The organism is Dyella sp., from assembly GCF_035486915.1.
In the GTDB taxonomy this organism is placed as follows: domain Bacteria; phylum Pseudomonadota; class Gammaproteobacteria; order Xanthomonadales; family Rhodanobacteraceae; genus Dyella_B.
The window spans coordinates 1-17,436 of the sequence record NZ_DATHMR010000150.1; the positions used below are offsets into that span (position 1 = coordinate 1).

A 17,436-nucleotide genomic window follows, 5' to 3' on the forward strand; every position below is an offset into this window, starting at 1 on the left:
CTTCGAGAAAGTCAAGGTCCCCAAGTCTGTCTGATAACGCTGCATTTCTGTCGGTGCCGTCGCTATTCAAAGCGTTGTCCCACTGACCGTGAGCGATTCTGTTACGGAGTTGGCTTGGTTGTTCAATGTAACGACAGAGAAGCCGTTCAATGCGTTGTACGCGATTGGGGATACCTATTGCTCCATAGCACGCACTGAACCATGAAATTTTGCCCATGGCCACTCGCTCGCAAGAAAGCGGGCAATTTATGGTTAAACGGATGGCCAGAAGAACCCGCGAAACAACAATCGCCTAGATGTAGCGCGGCCAATTTATGGTTAAACGCACAACAGAAACATCCAACGGAGAGATTGGCGCGCCCGGAGGGATTCGAACCCCCGACCAATGGCTTCGGAAGCCACTACTCTATCCGGCTGAGCTACGGGCGCGTGGTGAACGCACTGGCATGAGCGATCGGTTGATGCGCGCCAGGGCGGGCGGCAAGTATAGCGAAGTTGGCGGGGGCCGCCCACGACTTGGACGTGCCGGACACCGCAGAGCCCTCTCCCGTTGCGGCGAGAGGGCTCATGAGGCCACTGCTTAGCGCGCCTTGATCAGCTCGCTGAGCGTATCGGGCTTGCTGGTATCGCGTTCGATATGCGGATATTTCAGGCCGCCGTGATAGTCGATGCGCAGCGTCTTGTACTCGTTGAAGTTCTGCACGAGCAACTCGATCGGCTGATTGGTGTCGGTGGCAGATGCCTTGACTGCATCGGTCATCACTTCGGACGTGTAAGCCTGGCCGTTGACAGCGACCACCTTCATGCCCGGTGACAGACCGGCATTGAACGCAGGGCCATCCCACAGCACATCGCCAACATTGCCATCCGGACCCATCATCACGCCGAGCGAATAGGTGAAGTCTGCAGAGTGACGGAAAGCTTCTGCAGCCTTGATCGCGTCGGAAGGCTTGTCGTTGTAGACGAGTTTCCAGCCGTGCGCTTCCAGGCCGCCAATCAGCGGACCGTGACCGTCCAGTCGCGTGCGCAGATACGTTTTCCAGTCAAACGGGGTGATGTCGTTGAGCGTTTTCACCACGTCGTCGAAGGTATACGGATCGACATCCCACGCACCCGGATTCACGCCGAAGAACGCCTTGCCGAAATCGTCGATGGTTTTCTTGTTGTGCGTAAGTTCGCGCAGCTTGGCATCGACATCGAGCCAGATCATTTCGCCGGCCGAATAATAATCTTCGCTCGCCTGATAGTTGCGATAAGGCAGCGGGCGGCGCTGTGCGATGGTGGGATCGTTCGTCGTGTCCTGCACGTTACGCCACGTGGCAAGACCCGGACGGCCCTTGTCGTACGTGGCGGCGACGGCGGCGATCATTTCCTGATATTGCTTGTCGCTCCACAAACCGGAGCGCGCGGCCATCACCTGGCCCCAGAACTGCGTCTGGCCTTCATAGACCCAGAGCAAGCTGTCGCCCATCGGCACGTTGAAATTCGGCGTGGCCAGATCCGCACCGCGACGATACTTTCCGTCCCACGAGTGATTGAATTCGTGCGAGAGCAGATCGCGCATCACCCAGCTCTTGTCCCACTCGGTGAAGTAACCCGTCGGCGTGCCGTCTTCGCTGGAACGATGATGTTCCAGACCATTGCCGCTCATCTTTTCGCTGAGCGAGAACAGGAAATCGTAATGATTGTAGTGATGCGCGCCGTAGAGCTTGTACATCTGCTGCACAAGCGCACGATGAATCTTCACCTGCTCGGGCGTGATTTCCAGATACTTCGGATCGTCCGCGATGACGTCCATGTGCACGGGCGTGCTCGCGCCCGGATCGAGATCGACGCTCTTGAAGTATTTGCCGGCGTAGATCGGCGAGTCGACGAGATCGTCATAGTTGATCGACTTGAAGTGCACGGTGTCGCCGTCCTTCGAAGCGACTTCAAGCGCCGAGCCGAACTGCCAGCCCGACGGCAGCTTCACGCTGGGATCGGTCTGGATCTGACGCGCGTAGTAACCGGCCGGGTACAGCGACACGGTATTCCACTGCAGGTTGAGCATTTCCGGCGTCATCACCACGCGACCCTGGCGCATGTCCTGCGGCGACAGATACTGGAAGTCCACTTCCACCGATGTGGCGCCTTGCGGCACATCAACCTGGAAGGCGTAGACGTTGTATTGATCGCGCACCCACGGCAGCGTCTGACCGTTGGCCTTCACCGTCAGGCCGGCGAACTTGTCGATCGGACCGGTCGGCGAATGGTTGCCAGGAATCCATTGCGGATAGAGCAACGTCAGCGGACCCGGCGCGGCCGGCACTACTTCGTGCACGCGGAACACGCGGTGCGCGAGGTCGGTGGCATCGACATCGATCTTCAGCGTCCCTGCGCTGTAAGGCACGTTCTGCGGGGCGGGAGTGTCATCCGCACAAACTGAAAAAGCGGCGCATCCCAGCAAAGAAACTAGGACGGCAGCAGCGATTGGGGTGGGTTTCAAGGTGGTCTCCTGGGGTGCGGCAAGTGCCGCCAACGTGAATGTGAAGGCGGCTTGAGACCACGATGCTAGCCACCTGAACAGGCTGCGCCCCCCTGCCAGAGGTCACGCGCGATGCCTTGATACGCCTTGTCGTACCTGTCGCACAGCCAATCAGGTGTCTTCCTCACAAAACTGAATGGCGACTTCCACCTGAAGGTGGCTGAAAGTTTGATGCAAGACGAATGTTACAATGTCGTTACACCGCGTATCCCCGCGCGGTCCCTCGCGGCGACTTCCCCATCGCCGCGACGGCCTAATAAAAAAATGGAGTTCTCCATGAATAAGCTAGCCCTCTCGGCCGCTCTGGCCGCCCTTGCCCTGTCCCCCGTTCTCAGCCAGGCCGCCCATGCGGACGACACCAGCACCACGAACGCTCCCAGCACCAACTGGCAGGATAATTTCTTCGTTGCCGGCCAGCTCGGCCAGAGCCAGTACCGCGTGGACAGCGATACGCTGAACCACAACCACGGCGTGTTCCAGAACGTCCGTTTCGGCTGGCGCTGGAATGGCCTGATCGGTCCGGAAATCGGCTATGTGTACCTGGGTCAGCCCAAGTGGTCTGACGGTTACAGCCAGCTCTCGGTCAAGCCGCGCGCCGCCACCGTTGGCGTGAACGGCAAGTACAACTTCTATCAGAACTGGTTCGTTACCGCGCACGCCGGTTACATGCGCTCGCAGACCAAGTTCGACGCGATCGGCGCGTTCGGCAGCGACCGCTACAAGACCTGGAACAGCGGCCTCTACGCCGGCCTGGGTGTCGGTTACGACGTGACCAACAACTTCAGCCTGGCTCTGAACTACGACAATTACCGCCTGCAGTCTGGCAACAGCACCAGCTTGGACAACATCGGTGTGCCGCATGAGCGCGCCAATGTGGCTGCGTACTCCGCGTCGGTGGAATATCGCTTCTAAGCAAGCTCGAAGCCGTTATAACTGTCGGTTATAACGACGCTCCGACAAGGTCCCCCGAGGCAACTCGGGGGACTTTTTATTTGCGCGCATCCGATGACACATCGAGCCTAAAGTTCGTCCCGGTCCCGCCGATACCCCAATCAACACGCTTTCGCGTGGCACCTCGGCCTAAGGACTGACATATGAAAAAGCTACTCGTCGCGACCTTGCTGATGGTCGCACCAATCGCCGCCCAAGCATGCGCGCCTACCGATTTCACCATTCAAGACGTGAAAGTAAGCGCCGTTGGCTCGGGCATCTCCACCCGCCTGAGCGTAAAGGGCAAGTTGATCAACAACTGCTCGGCCGCTGCCGCCGCCCAAGTTCGCGTCGATGCGAAGGATGGCACCGGCAACGTGCTCGCCTCCAAGGCAGGCTGGCCCGCCGGTACGACCAACATCAGCCCTGGCCAATCGGTCGATTTCGACCTCGGCCGCATGCTTCATTACCAGTCGGACATGCAGAGCTACTCGCTCACGGTGGTCGACGTCCGCGCCTGGTAAACGATTTTCCCAAATGCGTGTGTGAACCTGCCGGCGAGCCTCACCTCGCCGGCTTTTTTATGCCGGATGCTCTAGCGCCGGGCAGGGACATAGCCCATGATCAGCGCGTTGCGCCTACACGTATGAGCGCCGTAGGTCCCTTGATGCGACTGCTGCGGGGGTAGAGGGGTATGGGCCGAGAGTTGTGGAAGAAGTATTGGGTTAGACAACTCGCTCTGCTGGTGGGCTACGTTGCGTGCTACGCGGCGCTGCGTAGTGTTTCGCACGCGGGATGGTCGACACCGGCCCCGCTGCGCATCGTATGTCTGCTGTTTCTGCCTTATCGCTACTGGCCGGTGCTTGCGGGCGCTGACGTCATTGGTCAGTCGTATATCGCCATCGTATGCGGCCCCCAATTTGGTATCAGCTGGACGCTCATTTCCCTGATACCCAATATTATTTTCGGCATGCCCATTGCGTGGTGGTGCCGCAGCAAATTGAACTTGTTCCCAGGCAAACAGCTCATCAACTTCAGGGTGCTGCTGTTGTGCATCATCCTGACGTCTGTCGCATGGGCCGGATACGCCATGCTGCTGCTATCCGTCTTGTATGAGAACGGTCACCCCTACAAGATCACCGCCGTGATGTTACCGCTGGCGTTCATTAGCAAGTACATCACCATAGTCGTCATGCTGCCATGGATGTTGATGGCTCGTGCCGAATACCTCTCACAAGAGCCCTGGCAACAAAGACTGCGTAATGCAGCGAAGGAAATGTTAGCAGCGGACACTTTGGCTCTTTTGTTATCGGCAGCCTTATTTGTTTATTGGTTACATTTGCATAGTGCAGACGACGCCAGAAAGCTCTCTTATCTAGCCGTCTTTTTACCAATCGCATGGCTAACCCTTAAACCAGGCTGGCGAGCAGCCGCCCTTGGCGGAACGCCCGCCATTTTATGCGTTGTCTCACTTCTGCAAGCGAAGACCTACGAAGTGAACTTAGAATCAGAGGCATTTGTCGCCTTCGTCGTAACTTGCCTTTTTACATTGGGAGCGCGCATTACCGCGCAAAGTCTGAAAGAAGAACAGGATCGTCTAGAGGTTGAGCAGGCCTTACAGTTGGCCCGCCAAAATTTCCAACTAAGCGAGACGCGCATCAGGAAAACCGCTCAGGCGCTGCAAGTTGCAGGCACTTCGCTGCAATTGACACAACATCAATTGCTGGATCGCATTCACGATGTACTGCCTGAAAGCGAGGTGCAGCGTTATTACCGCCAAGCTGCATCCATGCAAGACCACGTCAATCGGTTAGTGGACAGCATGTATCCGTCCGCATGGCGTCAGCGCGGTTTATCAGCGGCGCTGCACGAGACAATCGCAGACGCGCTGCGCGAAGCAGCCATCAGCTATCGCTGCCGGATAACGGGATCACTGGATGATCTGACGCCCGGCATACACGCCGCGATTTATCGGCTCGCCTGCGAATCAGTCATGCACATCAATGGGCAGCTCGTTTGCTCAAGCATACGATTGGGTATTCGCAGCGGCACGACGGAGAAAGGCCATTGGGTTGCACTTCGCGTAGAAGGCAAGCTCGATGAGAGCCATATCAATGACGCCATCTATGACACGACCGAACGCGACATGATCGGGTCAAGGCTCGGCGCATACGGACTAGGGTTGGTCGCTTTGCACAATCACGCTCGTCTCTTCAGCGGCGAACTGCGCAGCAAAGTCACCAATAACGGATTGCGGCTCACGTACATGCTGGTCGACGCGATCAATCGCCCAATGGAGCAATTCAGGGGTCCACAGCCATGGAATGCCTGAGCTCAGACGTCTGATTGACGCCCCGAGCTCAGTGCAAGGTAAACAGCTTGTCGAAACCGGCGACACGCAAGGTTCCGCGCAATGCAGTGTTGGCATTGACGATGCGAATCTCCGAACGATCGCCACCGGCGTGCTCGCGCAGCAACAGCAGCATGCCCAATGCCGAGCTATCCATGCTGTCGACGTCGCCAAGATCGATCACGTAGCTGCGCGAGGGTTTATGCCCACCCAGGCACGCTTCGTGAAATTGACGGTGCACGCTGAAGTCGAAGTTCGTGCCGAATTGCAGGGTGACGCAATCTTGTTCGGTGTCGTGTTGGACGTTGAGGCTCATGACAGTCTCCCTTAGAACAATTCGATTTCGCCGGCGTCCATCGTGTTCTGCAGCGCAGGACCACGAGAACGGATGCGGGCTTTTTCGCGTTGCAGGGCCAGGCGCTCACGCACACGCTCGGAATGCTGGCGAAGCACCTGCGCATCGACCGGACCGCAGGCCAACTCTTCGATGTCGCGCGTGGTTTCCGCCGCGACGCCTTGCAGTTCGACCAGACGCGTGCGCGTCTGATTGAGCAACTGGCTGAGAATGTCTTCGAACTGCAGCGAGCGAATGGTGGTGGACACGTCGTTGCCCAGGCCGCGATTGATTTCGACCACTTGGTCCGCAACGGCGCTGGTGCGCGCATCGCTTTCGGTGACGTGAGCCATCATCGCGTCGATGCCGCCCTTCGCCGACAAGGCAACGTTCAAATCCTGCGAGGCCAACTCGCCGATCAGACCGCGCACCTGCTCCATCGCAATGCGTGCACGCTCCACGTGACTACCGATCTGTTCGTTGAACTGGTTGGAGTGGCTTGCCAGGTTGCGGATTTCACCCGCCACGACCGCGAAGCCGCGACCGGCTTCACCGGCGCGCGCCGCTTCGATGGCGGCATTGAGCGCCAGCAAGTTGGTTTCCTCGGCGATAGTATTGACGTTCTTCAACAGCGCGAACACCGCATCCATTTCCTTCGACATACCGTCGATGCGGTAAACGATGCGCAGGCTCTCGCGCGAGAGTTGCACGATCAGACTTACAAAATGTTCCAGCAAATCTCCGGTACGTGCCGCGAAATCCTGCACGGACACGCCGCCGTTCTGCACATCGATAATCTGCTTGAGCAAGGACTGCTGCATGCCGGTCTTGTGCGACAAGCCGTCGAAGCCGCCACCCAATTCCTTCACGGCGTCGCCCAGAAGATCCAGGGCCTGATGCAACTCACGCGAAGCGTGGCCCAATTCGTCGACCAGGGCACCGCGCACATCTTCCAGTGCTTCGCGCACGGGTGTGTTGTCGGGACCGTTGGATGTTTCCACCACGATCGAGGGCGTCGCCATGCGGCGGCATTCGTAGATCCACACCGCGCAGAGCAGCGTGACGAGAGTCGGCGCCATCCATGCCGGATTCCATACCAGGCACAGGACGAGTGCCGCCAGACTGGCGCCAATGCCTACCAGTGGGCGGGATGCGGAGTTGTTGAACATGTTCGTGGACATAAAAATGTTCCAATGCATCAAGACGCAGCGCGACGTGCGCCGACGATAGGTTGTTGTGCAAGAAGCAACAGACGCGCGGCAACGCTTTCCAATGGCAGCTTTTCGTCGGCGGCACCGAGTTTCCATGCCGCGCCCGGCATGCCCCACACCACGGAGGTCGCTTCATCCTGCACGAGCGTTGGCGCGCCGCATTCGCGCAATTCAAGCAGACCGCGCGCGCCGTCATCGCCCATGCCCGTCAGCAACGCGCCAATGGCTGCAGCGCCGACGCTCGCGGCGACCGAACGGAACAGCACATCCACACTCGGCTTGTGCCGGTTGACTTGCGGACCGTCATGCAGGCGGCACACATGCTTGGCGCCGTCCCACATCACGAGAAGATGTTGACCACCCGGCGCGATATACGCGTGGCCTGGTTGAATCGGTTGATTGTCGCGCGCTTCACAGACGCGCATCGCCGAACACTTGTTCATGCGCTCGGCGAACGCACCACTGAAAGCGGCAGGAATATGCTGCGTGATCACCATCGCCGGTGCATCCGGCGGCATCGCCTCAAGCAACACGCGAATGGCTTCCGTGCCACCGGTCGATGCGCCGACCGCAATGATACGGTTGCTACCGCGCGTACCCGGACCTTGCGAGCGCGGGAGTACCGCATCCGCGGTATGCCGTGGCGGCACATCCAGTTTTTGCACGGTCGTATAAGCGCGCGGGCGTGTAAGCGCGGCGAGTTTCACCTTCGCGCAGATTTCGCCTGCGGCGTCGGCAAAGCTGTTTGCAAGATCGTTGGCCGGCTTGGTGAAGAAATCCACCGCACCGATTTCAAGTGCGCGCAGGGTGACTTCCGCGCCACGTTCGGTCAGCGACGACACCATCACAACCGGCATCGGACGCAGGCGCATCAGGTTTTCCAGAAACGTCAGGCCATCCATGCGCGGCATTTCGACATCGAGCGTCAACACGTCAGGATTGAGCTGCTTGATCTTTTCGCGCGCAATCAACGGATCGGCAGCCACGCCGACAACCTCGATACCGGGGTCGGAATCGAGCATGGCCGACAACAACTTCCGCACCAAGGCGGAATCGTCGATCACCAGTACGCGCACTTTGCTCATTGCTGCTTTCCTGCCTTTGCCTGTTGGAGAGGGACGAGAGATGAGCAGCGAGGGCACGCCGTTCGCTCTGGCAAGCCCCCTGTAGCTGACATGCGTGCTGCGCCCTCGCTACTCATGTCTCGCCCCTGGTACATCAAAACAACTCCACTTCACCCTTTATCGGATCGTTCGCCAAACGCTTGAGGTACTGCTGTTCGTTGGCGGCCAGATCGTTGTCGCGCGTGGTGCGCAACTGACGCACGCGCACGCGACCACTCACCGGGAAAAACTGCAGTTGGCGCGGATAGATATCGCCCACATCCGACGCCATCAGCTTCAAACCTTCCGCCTCCAGATAACGTTTGACGAAGATGACATTGCGCTGCCCCACGTCGGTCATCTGCGTCAGCACACGGCCACCGCCGAAAATCTTCACCGAGAAATTCTCGCGCCGCCCGCCGGCTTTGAGGATGGCGTTGATCAACTGCTCCATCGCATCGCTGCCGTAACGCGCCGCGCGTCCCACTGCCGAGGACCAGCTGTCACGCTCGCCCACCGGCTCGGGAAGCATGAAGTGATTCATGCCGCCGATACCGCGCTCCGTGTCGTGAATGCATGCCGATACGCACGAACCCAGCACGGTGGAAATCATTTCTTCCTGCGTGCTTACATAAAACTCGCCCGGCAAAACCTTCACCGTCATGCAGCGCTGCGTGGCGTCCCAAAAACGGCGCAAGTGTTCAAAACCCGGCAAAACAACTGAATTCTTATCTGGCGCAATCGCAACGCCAGCCATAGGTGCTGTCATTATTTGCACTTCCGATAAACCGTACGGCCAACTAAATCGAACGAATCGCTCAGGCCGTACATCGATTCGGAGTGCCCCAAGAATAAATAGCCTCCTTGCTCCAACAAACCGGCATAGCGCTCGAATAGGCGCTGTTTGGTCGGCTTGTCGAAATAAATCACCACATTGCGGCAGAAGATCGCGTCGAACGGACCGCGCATCGGCCACTCATGCAAAAGATTCAACGGTTGAATGGTGACGAGCTCACGCAACCGCGGATGGACACACGCGAGGCCTTCATAGGCACCCTCGCCTTTCAGAAACCAGCGGTTGCGGCGTTCATCGCTAATACCGCTCATACGCTCGAGCGAATACATACCCGCGCGCGCCGTACCCAGTGCTTGCGGAGATAGATCGGTCGCCAGGATGCGCGCATCGACCTTGCTGCCTGTTCGTTCCAGCGCTTCGGCCAGCACCATCGCCAGCGCATAAGGCTCTTCGCCAGTGGAACATCCTGCCGACCAGATACGCAGACGGTCGCTGCTACGCTTTTTTTGCTCAATCCAACTCGGCAGCAGTTCGTTGGCCAGCAAGTCGTAGTGATGCATCTCGCGGAAGAACGAGGTGACATTGGTGCTGATCGCACTCGCCAGCTCGCCCAGCTCGGCATCCGGGTCGCTGCGCAACAGATTCACGTACGCATCGAATCCATCCAGTCGCAGCGCCCGCAAGCGACGCACCAAACGACCTTGCACCAACTGACGCTTATGCTCACCAAGCACGATGCCGCAGTGCTTGTAGACAAAGTCGCTCAGGAACGCGAAGTCTTTGTCGCCCAACGACCATCCGCTCGCGATCGCCACAGCGCCGCACGAATCGTCCTCATGCATGCGTGCGGCCATCGGATCAGAACTCCTTCCAGGCGCCGGCGTCGGCCGTTTCTACGGGACGCGGTGCGACTTTGGGCGCGCTCTTGCGGACGGCGGCGAATACCGCTTCGGCTTCTTGCGCGACGGCCGTGGCGACCGCTTTCGCGGGTGCCTTGCTCGTCGTGCCGTTGATCTGGAAGAACGAAACCTGTTGCGAAAGCTCATCGGCCTGTTCGTGCATGGCACGCGCAGCGGCGGAAGCTTCTTCCACGAGTGCCGCGTTCTGCTGGGTCATTTCGTCCATCTGCGAGACGGCGTTGTTGACCTGGTCGATACCTGCCGACTGTTCCTGACTGGCGGCGGCGATCTCGGCCACGATGTCGGTCACTTTCTTCACGCTGTCGACGATGTCGTTCAACGACTTGCCGGTTTGATCGACCAGATCGGTGCCCGCGCGCACTTTGTTCGCACTCTCATTGATGAGCTGCTTGATTTCTTTCGCCGCACCCGCGCTGCGCTGTGCGAGGTTGCGCACTTCGGTGGCGACCACCGCAAAGCCGCGGCCCTGTTCGCCGGCACGTGCCGCTTCCACCGCTGCGTTGAGCGCGAGCAGGTTGGTCTGGAATGCAATCTCGTCGATCAGGCTGACGATGTCGGAAATCTTGCGGCTGGAATCATTGATCTCGCGCATCGCCGTGACGGCCTGCGCAACGACTTCGCCACCGCGCTCGGCCTGCTCGCGAGCGCCGCGTGCCAGCTGATCGGCATGGCTGGCGTTCTCGGCGTTCTGCTTCACGGTCGAGGTCATTTCTTCCATCGACGATGCGGTTTCTTCCAGGCTGGAGGCCTGTTCCTGCGTGCGCTGGCTGAGATCGTCATTGCCGCGCGCAATCTGCTGTGCAGCGGTGCTCACTGCATCGGAACCATGACGAACGTCGGCGACGATTTCGACGAGGCGCTCATCCATCGTGCGTAGTGCGGACAGCAGCTGAGCCAGCTCGTCGTTACCCTTGACAACGACTTCGTGACCCAGTTTGCCCTGCGAAATCTCGTTGGCCAGGCTCATGGCGTAGCTCAGCGCACGGCTGATCGAGCGGACGAGCAGCGCCGAACGCATCAGGGCAAACAGCAAACCCGCCAGCAGCGCAGCGAAGGTGATCATGCGGATGCGCTGATAACTCTTTACCTGATCCTGGTAGATCTGATTGGCTTCGGTGCGCTGTGCGTCAACGAGCTTGGACAATGCATCCTGACGCTGCATCATCAGTGGGCGCATTTCCATCTCGATCGTGTCGGAACCGGAGCCGTCGCCGGCCTTGATCGCGTCCATCACGTCGCCGCGTGCCTGATCGTAATCTTTATCCGTCGAGTGATAATCCTTCAAGGCAGCGGCCAGTGCAGGACTCATTTGAACGGCATCCAGGCGCTTCTTGTAATCGTTCAGTTCCGCCATGTAGCGATCGGCTTCGCCCAGCTTCTGCTTGATCTGATCGGCCTTGCCGGTTAGCGCAGCGGCTTCGCTCATCGCGAGGAAATACTTCAACGAATTCGTGCGAATGTTGTCGACGTATTGCGTCGGCACGAGCCCGTTCTCGTAAATGCTTTGCGTGCCGGCATTCTGGCGCGACATCGCAAACAGGCCGATCACCGCACCGGCGATGAGCATCACGCAGAGCAGGCCGACCAGGACGATCAGGCGTGCGCGGATGGTGAGCGACGTCAACTTAAACTTGGGGAAGCGCAGTTTCATTGTTTTATTCCTTCAGGCCACGGCTTTCACGTCATTAGCCGCCAACGCGGCCTCCAGCATCTGCGCATCCTGCGGTTGCAACAGCTTGTCCGCGTCGAGCAGCAACACCATGCGCTCGCCCACGGCGGTCAGTCCTTTCAGGTATTCGGTATCGACGGTGGTGCCCATGTCCGGCACGGGACGCATGGCATCGCTAGCCACGTCGATGACGTCGGAGACGGCATCCACGACCACGCCGAACTGGCGGCCCGCGACCATCACGATCACCGTCACGGTCGTCGCGTTGTATTCCTCGCGTGCGAGTCCGAAGCGCAGCCGCATGTCGATCACCGGCACGATCGCACCGCGCAGATTCAGCACGCCCAGCACGTAGTGCGGCGATTGCGGAATGCGCGTAACCGGCGTCCAGCCACGAATCTCACGGACCGACAGGATGTCGACGCCGTATTCCTCGTGGGCAAGGTTGACGGTGAGGTACTGTGACTGGGGCCCCGTGCCCCGCGTTTGGTCTGACATGTTCGCCTCGTCGTTGGAGCATCCCCGGATGCTCCCGTTCGAAAGAATGGATCGGCGGTTTTGGCTGAAACTTGAGCGAATAACCCCGGAAAAATCAGAACTCCGACCACTCGCCGGCGACCGCCAGCGGGCGCATCGCAGGCTCTTGCGGAGGCTGGGACGGGACGGCTTTCCGGGCCGGAGAACGGACCCGTTGCGACCCGCTTTCAGGGGCGGCCTCCAGCCGGAAATAGCCCATTTGGGCGTGCAGCAGATTCGCCTGCTCCTGCATGGCGTGGGCCGCCGCGGCAGCTTCTTCGACCAGGGCGGCGTTCTGCTGCGTCACTTCGTCCATCTGCGTGACCGCACGATTGACCTGGTCGATACCGGCGGACTGCTCCTGACTGGCTGCCGCAAGTTCGTTCATGATGTCGGAAACACTCTTGACGCTACCGATGATGCCGCGCAGCGCCCGCCCGGATTCATCCACCAGCACCGAGCCTGCCTGGACCTTCTCGACGCTGTCGTTGATCAGCGCCTTGATATCTTTCGCCGCGCGCGCACTGCGCTGCGCCAGATGGCGTACTTCGCCGGCCACGACGGCAAAGCCGTGACCCTGTTCGCCCGCGTGGGCGGCCTCAACGGCGGCATTGAGCGCGAGCAAGTTGGTCTGAAAGGCGATTTCGTCGATCAGACTGACGATGTCGGAAATCTGCGCGCTCGCCTGTTGAATGGCTTCCATGGCGGTGCTGGCGCGCGCGGCCACGTCGCCGCCGCGCTCGGCTTGCGCGCGCATGGCAACGGCAAGTTGATTGGCCTGGCTGGCGTGACCGGCACTCTGCTTGACGGTGGCCGTCATTTCTTCCATCGACGATGCCGTTTCTTCGAGACTCGACGCCTGTTCCTGCGTGCGGTGACTCAGGTCGTCGTTACCGCGGGAAATCTCTTGCGCGGCGGAGGTCACCGCCTGCGCGCCTTCCTGCACCTTGCCGACGATCTCGGTGAGCTTTCCGCGCATGCGCAACAACGCATCCATCAGGCTGCCCGTCGGCGGCACGTACTGCGCCTCGTCATGGCGTAAATCGCCGCCGGCGATGCGCCCGGCCATCGCCAGCGCATGGGACGGCTCGCCGCCGATGCTCAACCGAATGCTGCGCATCGACTCCCACACCACGCCAATCACTAATAGAGCAACCAGCAACGCGCGCAGCAGACTGCCGATCAGCATGTGCCGGAATTCGGCGTCGATATCCACGAAATAAGCGCCCGCCGCGACATGCAGGTCCCACGGCTTGAACCAGCTCGTGTAGGTGATTTTCAGCTTGTCGCCCTTGCTGCCTGGCATGGGCCACATGTATTCGGTCAAGCCGTGACCGTCGCGCTGATCGGCGGCGAGCATGTCGCGGTACATGTACTTGCCGGTCGAGTCGGCTTCATCGCGGATGCTCTTGCCTACGCGCTGCGGCATGATCGGATGCATACGCATGGTGAGACCGGAATCGAACACATAGACGTAGCCTGCGCCGTCGTTCCAGCGCATCGCCGAAACGGCCGCGAACGCGCGTTTCTTCGCTTCATCCTGACTGAATTCACCGGCGTCGGCGCGATCGGCGAAGCTCTGCATCAATGCAGTAGCCGAAGCCACCTGATCGCCCAGCGAACGTTCGCGCGCTTCCATCTGCAGACGACGGCTATCCGCGGCAGACATCACGGTCAACGCAAGCAAACCGACTACAACGATGACAATGACGAGCCACACGCGTGCGGCGAGACTCATTCGACCTAGCATTTTCAGGGGGGAATTCATAACGGACACCTTCACATCACTTCAGCACTACATGGCGCTTGCTTCTTTTAGGCACAGCCGCACGCCACCGTCTGGCGCGGTTGTGGCCTGATAACGGTAAAAAGCGGTGCCTTCCTGCACCGCCTGATTGGGGTGCTAAGCCGCCTTTCGACGGCTTTGCATACGAATAAGACCGGCGACGTCGGTAATCAGCGCGACCGAACCATCGGCAAGAATGGTGGCGCCCGAAATACCATCGACGCGGCGATAGTTCGCTTCGAGCGACTTCACGACAGCTTGCTGCTGACCGATCAGTTCATCGATAAACAAGCCGACCTGCGTGCCGTCCGATTCGACGACAATCACCAAACCTTCTTCGATGTTCTGTCGCGCGTTCGCGCAACCGAATTGCTCATGCAAGCGAATGATCGGTAGATATTCGCCACGGAAACGGAAGAGTTCGCCGCCGCCCGTGACCGTACGCACGGCATCGGCAGGCAATTGAATGGATTCGACGATCGACACCAGCGGCACGATGTAGCACTCATCGCCCACGGCCGTAGTCAAGCCATCGATGATGGCGAGCGTCAGCGGCAAGGTGATCGTAAAGGTGGTGCCCGCGCCCGGGCGGCTCTTGATCGCCACGGTGCCGCCAAGATCCACGACATTGCGGCGAACCACGTCCATGCCTACGCCGCGGCCGGACAAATCGGTGGTCACGGCGGCGGTCGAGAAACCCGGCTGGAAGATCAGTTCGCCAACCTCTTCATCGGTGATGTTGTCACCACTCTTGATCAAGCCTTTCTGCAAGGCCTTGGCGATGATGGCTTCGCGATTCAAACCGGCGCCGTCATCGACGATTTCCACCACGATGGAACCGCCGCGATGGAAGGCTTCCAGACGCAAGGTGCCCACGTCGCCCTTGCCCGAAGCGCGGCGTTTTTCCGGTATTTCCAGGCCGTGATCGATCGCGTTGCGCACCAAGTGCACGAGCGGATCGCCAATTTTTTCGAGCACGGTCTTGTCGAGCTCGGTATGTTCGCCGACCAGATCCAGCTTCACCTGCTTGCCGAGTTTCTGACTCAGATCGCGCACCAGACGCGGAAAGCGGTTGAACACCGAACCGATCGGCAACATGCGTATGCCCATCACGCTTTCCTGCAGGGAACGCGTGTGGCGTGCCAGTTGCGCGAGACCTTGCTGCAGTAGCGCGAGCCGCGACGGATCGAATTCTTCGCGGAACTGATCGAGCATCGCTTGCGTGATGACTAGCTCGCCGACGAGATCGATCAAGCCGTCGATCTTGTCGATGGCAACGCGCACGGAGCCGGCGTCGTTGCTGCTGGCGGCGGCACGCGCGTTACCCGAGGGCGCACTCGCAGCAACAGGTGTTGCGACGGCTTCGACCACCGGCGCCGGTGCAGTGGCAGCGGCGACGAGAGGTTCAACGCTCAGATCGCACTCGTCTTCCACCCACTCGAACACGCTCGCAATCGCTTCACGCGTAGCAGAGCCTGTCAGTTCGATGCGCCAACCGAGATGGCACTCGGAAGGATCCAGCGCATGCCACGCAGGCAGACGATCGAATTGCGCCTCGACGTTGAGCTGACCTAACGCAGCGAGTTCGCGCAACAAGCGCAATGGATCGTTGCCGCCCGCCAGCATGCTCTTGTGCGGGCGGAACTGAATCACCCAACCGCTGGAAACAGCCGCTTTTACCGCTGCCTTCGACGCGGCAGCCGGAGTGGAATGCCCTGCCGCTGCCGCCAATTCCTGCTTCAGCGCTTCGCTTTGCTCATCGGCAAGCGGTTGGCCATTCTGCGCGCGATCGAACATGCCACGCAGGCAATCCACCGTGCGCAGCATCAATTCGACGATGACCTTGTCGATAGCCCGACGGCCTTCGCGCACTTGATCGAGCAGCGATTCGGCTTCGTGCGTAAACGCCGCCATTTCGGGAAAACCGAACGTGGCAGCGCCGCCCTTGATCGAGTGCGCCGCGCGGAAAATGCTATGCACCAATTCCGCGTCGCCCCCCTCGTCCAGCGCAAGCAGCGCCGTTTCCATCGCATCGAGCCCTTCCAGGCTTTCTTCGAAGAAGACTTTGTGAAACTGCGCGATACTGATGGTGCTCATGGGGGCTTTTGACTCTTTAGATGGTGACGCTTAGCCGAGTACGCGACGGACGGTTGCGAGCAGTTGCTCCGGATCGAAGGGCTTCACCAGCCAGCCCGTTGCACCGGCGGCTTTGCCTTCCATCTTCTTGTCCGTGTTGGACTCGGTGGTCAGCATGAGAATCGGCACGCCCTTGTAATCGGCGCGCTGACGCAACTCACGCACCATGCTGATGCCATCCATCACCGGCATATTCACGTCGGCCAGCACGAGATCGAAACGCGATGCTGCCGCCGTGTCCAGCGCAAGCTGACCGTTCTCCGCTTCGCTTACTTCATAACCGGCGCTGCGCAGCGTAAATGCCACCATGCCGCGCATCGAAGCCGAATCGTCTACCGCAAGAATCTTTGCCATCTTCCACCTCAGTTCAGGCCGGCTTCTTCGCCGGCAACGCCAATGTTTGTGCCAGACCCAACTGGCTCGCCGCGTCGTACAACGGTGCACTTACACCTGCCCACTGCATGGCATGTCCGCGTTTTTCGAGCTCGCGCTGATAGACGACAAGCAATTGCAGTGCTGCCGTATCCACGCGATCTACCTTGGAACCATCCAGCGTGATCTGTGGCGCATCCAGCGAAGAGGAAAGTTGCCGATACATATCCCCTACGTCGGCGATGCGGCTATCGGGCGGCAAGCCTATTGCCGCACCCATGACCGATGCCGCATCGCCTTTGGTCTTCGTACCCATAAAAGTGCCTCGCCGGATGAGCCCGTTGCAGGTTTTATCGGCACGTTGAGGGGTAGCTTTAGTGAGTTTCGTGTGTATTGCGTTGGGATTTTTGGGTGTGAGGCGGCCGCCCTGCGACCACGGTTATCCCGTCATTCCAGCGAAGGCTGGAGGTGCTTTACAACAGCGAAGCTGGTCATCCAGTGACTTCGGGTTTCATTTATGCGTTGCCGCCAGGTTGCTCGCCTGCGCGGCGGGCGTTTCGTCCGCCTGCCGGCGGCCGAGTCACTTTTCTTTGCGTGCCCAAAGAAAAGTAACCCAAAGAAAGGGCACCCCATATTCGGCGCTCTACGGGCGGCGCCCTCCGAGGCGTGAGAGGGGGCCGGGCTTTTCGACAGGGCTCCTGCCCTGGCGAAAAGGAATCGGCATCCATGCCGATTCCCCTGCGGGCCTTTTCGTCCCCCTCTCCCTCACCGCATAAGGGGACCCCTTGC

17 protein-coding genes and 1 tRNA gene are annotated in these 17,436 nt (G+C 59.7%); 3 read left to right on the plus strand and 15 right to left on the minus strand.

Translation table 11 applies throughout. The features are described from left to right. The 4 genes from VK725_RS11915 to VK725_RS11930 form a co-directional block, all read right to left on the minus strand. Nucleotides 1-217 (minus strand): hypothetical protein (locus tag VK725_RS11915; RefSeq protein WP_325318272.1); only part of this gene is annotated, 217 nt, incomplete at its 3' end. 135 nt (nucleotides 218-352) lie between these two features. Further along, nucleotides 353-429, minus strand: a tRNA-Arg gene (locus tag VK725_RS11920). Further along, nucleotides 420-569, minus strand: coding sequence for a hypothetical protein (locus VK725_RS11925; RefSeq protein ID WP_325318273.1), 150 nt, complete (start codon nucleotides 567-569; stop codon nucleotides 420-422). The genes VK725_RS11920 and VK725_RS11925 overlap by 10 nt, the downstream gene beginning before the upstream one ends. An 11-nt stretch (nucleotides 570-580) precedes the next feature. Then, nucleotides 581-2,485: a M61 family peptidase gene (locus VK725_RS11930; protein WP_325318274.1), complete on the minus strand. Its 1,905-nt coding sequence runs from the start codon at nucleotides 2,483-2,485 to the stop codon at nucleotides 581-583. A gap of 315 nt (nucleotides 2,486-2,800) precedes the next feature. Here VK725_RS11930 and VK725_RS11935 point away from each other — a divergent pair, with 315 nt between their 5' ends. The 3 genes from VK725_RS11935 to VK725_RS11945 all read left to right on the plus strand — a co-directional run bounded on the left by VK725_RS11935 (nucleotide 2,801) and on the right by VK725_RS11945 (nucleotide 5,786). Continuing rightward, nucleotides 2,801-3,436 carry an outer membrane protein gene (locus VK725_RS11935; RefSeq protein ID WP_325318275.1) on the plus strand — a complete coding sequence of 212 codons (636 nt, stop codon included), beginning with the start codon at nucleotides 2,801-2,803 and terminating at the stop codon, nucleotides 3,434-3,436. 182 nt (nucleotides 3,437-3,618) lie between these two features. Next, the gene (locus VK725_RS11940; protein WP_325318276.1) at nucleotides 3,619-3,978 is read left to right on the plus strand and encodes a hypothetical protein; all 360 of its coding nucleotides are present in this window, start codon (nucleotides 3,619-3,621) and stop codon (nucleotides 3,976-3,978) included. A gap of 170 nt (nucleotides 3,979-4,148) precedes the next feature. After that, nucleotides 4,149-5,786 carry an MASE1 domain-containing protein gene (locus VK725_RS11945; protein ID WP_325318277.1) on the plus strand — a complete coding sequence of 546 codons (1,638 nt, stop codon included), beginning with the start codon at nucleotides 4,149-4,151 and terminating at the stop codon, nucleotides 5,784-5,786. A 28-nt stretch (nucleotides 5,787-5,814) separates the two neighbouring features. On the opposite strand, the gene VK725_RS11950 is transcribed toward VK725_RS11945, so the two are convergent. From VK725_RS11950 to VK725_RS12000, 11 genes are all read right to left on the minus strand, one after another. Continuing rightward, nucleotides 5,815-6,120, minus strand: a complete 306-nt coding sequence (locus VK725_RS11950; protein ID WP_325318278.1) for an STAS domain-containing protein — start codon at nucleotides 6,118-6,120, stop codon at nucleotides 5,815-5,817. Nucleotides 6,121-6,131: 11 nt separating this feature from the next. After that, nucleotides 6,132-7,319 (minus strand): methyl-accepting chemotaxis protein, encoded by a 1,188-nt coding sequence (locus VK725_RS11955; RefSeq protein WP_325318279.1) that lies wholly within the window; start codon nucleotides 7,317-7,319, stop codon nucleotides 6,132-6,134. A 17-nt stretch (nucleotides 7,320-7,336) separates the two neighbouring features. Continuing rightward, a complete protein-coding gene (locus tag VK725_RS11960; RefSeq protein WP_325318280.1) occupies nucleotides 7,337-8,434 on the minus strand; it encodes a chemotaxis response regulator protein-glutamate methylesterase in 1,098 nt (365 codons plus the stop codon). 133 nt (nucleotides 8,435-8,567) lie between these two features. After that, nucleotides 8,568-9,221: a chemoreceptor glutamine deamidase CheD gene (cheD, locus tag VK725_RS11965; protein ID WP_325318281.1), complete on the minus strand. Its 654-nt coding sequence runs from the start codon at nucleotides 9,219-9,221 to the stop codon at nucleotides 8,568-8,570. Next, on the minus strand, nucleotides 9,221-10,102 hold the full coding sequence (locus VK725_RS11970) for a protein-glutamate O-methyltransferase CheR (RefSeq protein WP_325318282.1): 882 nt from the start codon (nucleotides 10,100-10,102) through the stop codon (nucleotides 9,221-9,223). The genes cheD and VK725_RS11970 overlap by 1 nt, the downstream gene beginning before the upstream one ends. Before the next feature lie 4 nt (nucleotides 10,103-10,106). Further along, complete coding sequence (locus VK725_RS11975) at nucleotides 10,107-11,819, minus strand: methyl-accepting chemotaxis protein (RefSeq protein WP_325318283.1); 1,713 nt, start codon at nucleotides 11,817-11,819, stop codon at nucleotides 10,107-10,109. Between the two features lie 12 nt (nucleotides 11,820-11,831). Beyond that, complete coding sequence (locus VK725_RS11980) at nucleotides 11,832-12,335, minus strand: chemotaxis protein CheW (protein WP_325318284.1); 504 nt, start codon at nucleotides 12,333-12,335, stop codon at nucleotides 11,832-11,834. A 94-nt stretch (nucleotides 12,336-12,429) separates the two neighbouring features. After that, nucleotides 12,430-14,121, minus strand: a complete 1,692-nt coding sequence (locus tag VK725_RS11985) for a methyl-accepting chemotaxis protein (RefSeq protein WP_325318285.1) — start codon at nucleotides 14,119-14,121, stop codon at nucleotides 12,430-12,432. 135 nt (nucleotides 14,122-14,256) lie between these two features. Continuing rightward, the gene (locus tag VK725_RS11990; RefSeq protein ID WP_325318286.1) at nucleotides 14,257-16,236 is read right to left on the minus strand and encodes a chemotaxis protein CheA; all 1,980 of its coding nucleotides are present in this window, start codon (nucleotides 16,234-16,236) and stop codon (nucleotides 14,257-14,259) included. Nucleotides 16,237-16,266: 30 nt separating this feature from the next. Next, nucleotides 16,267-16,629, minus strand: a complete 363-nt coding sequence (locus VK725_RS11995) for a response regulator (RefSeq protein ID WP_325318287.1) — start codon at nucleotides 16,627-16,629, stop codon at nucleotides 16,267-16,269. 13 nt (nucleotides 16,630-16,642) lie between these two features. Further along, nucleotides 16,643-16,963: an STAS domain-containing protein gene (locus VK725_RS12000; RefSeq protein WP_325318288.1), complete on the minus strand. Its 321-nt coding sequence runs from the start codon at nucleotides 16,961-16,963 to the stop codon at nucleotides 16,643-16,645. Nucleotides 16,964-17,436 lie beyond the last annotated feature (473 nt).

Excerpts from the sequence above, each read along its gene's own strand:
- VK725_RS11925 (WP_325318273.1), bottom strand. The coding sequence starts at position 569 with ATGAGCCCTCTCGCCGCAACGGGAGAGGGCTCTGCGGTGTCCGGCACG.
- VK725_RS11935 (WP_325318275.1), top strand. The coding sequence starts at position 2,801 with ATGAATAAGCTAGCCCTCTCGGCCGCTCTGGCCGCCCTTGCCCTGTCC.
- VK725_RS11940 (WP_325318276.1), top strand. The coding sequence starts at position 3,619 with ATGAAAAAGCTACTCGTCGCGACCTTGCTGATGGTCGCACCAATCGCC.
- VK725_RS11945 (WP_325318277.1), top strand. The coding sequence starts at position 4,149 with ATGGGCCGAGAGTTGTGGAAGAAGTATTGGGTTAGACAACTCGCTCTG.
- VK725_RS11950 (WP_325318278.1), bottom strand. The coding sequence starts at position 6,120 with ATGAGCCTCAACGTCCAACACGACACCGAACAAGATTGCGTCACCCTG.
- VK725_RS11955 (WP_325318279.1), bottom strand. The coding sequence starts at position 7,319 with ATGTCCACGAACATGTTCAACAACTCCGCATCCCGCCCACTGGTAGGC.
- VK725_RS11960 (WP_325318280.1), bottom strand. The coding sequence starts at position 8,434 with ATGAGCAAAGTGCGCGTACTGGTGATCGACGATTCCGCCTTGGTGCGG.
- cheD (WP_325318281.1), bottom strand. The coding sequence starts at position 9,221 with ATGACAGCACCTATGGCTGGCGTTGCGATTGCGCCAGATAAGAATTCA.
- VK725_RS11970 (WP_325318282.1), bottom strand. The coding sequence starts at position 10,102 with ATGGCCGCACGCATGCATGAGGACGATTCGTGCGGCGCTGTGGCGATC.
- VK725_RS11975 (WP_325318283.1), bottom strand. The coding sequence starts at position 11,819 with ATGAAACTGCGCTTCCCCAAGTTTAAGTTGACGTCGCTCACCATCCGC.
- VK725_RS11980 (WP_325318284.1), bottom strand. The coding sequence starts at position 12,335 with ATGTCAGACCAAACGCGGGGCACGGGGCCCCAGTCACAGTACCTCACC.
- VK725_RS11985 (WP_325318285.1), bottom strand. The coding sequence starts at position 14,121 with ATGAATTCCCCCCTGAAAATGCTAGGTCGAATGAGTCTCGCCGCACGC.
- VK725_RS11990 (WP_325318286.1), bottom strand. The coding sequence starts at position 16,236 with ATGAGCACCATCAGTATCGCGCAGTTTCACAAAGTCTTCTTCGAAGAA.
- VK725_RS11995 (WP_325318287.1), bottom strand. The coding sequence starts at position 16,629 with ATGGCAAAGATTCTTGCGGTAGACGATTCGGCTTCGATGCGCGGCATG.
- VK725_RS12000 (WP_325318288.1), bottom strand. The coding sequence starts at position 16,963 with ATGGGTACGAAGACCAAAGGCGATGCGGCATCGGTCATGGGTGCGGCA.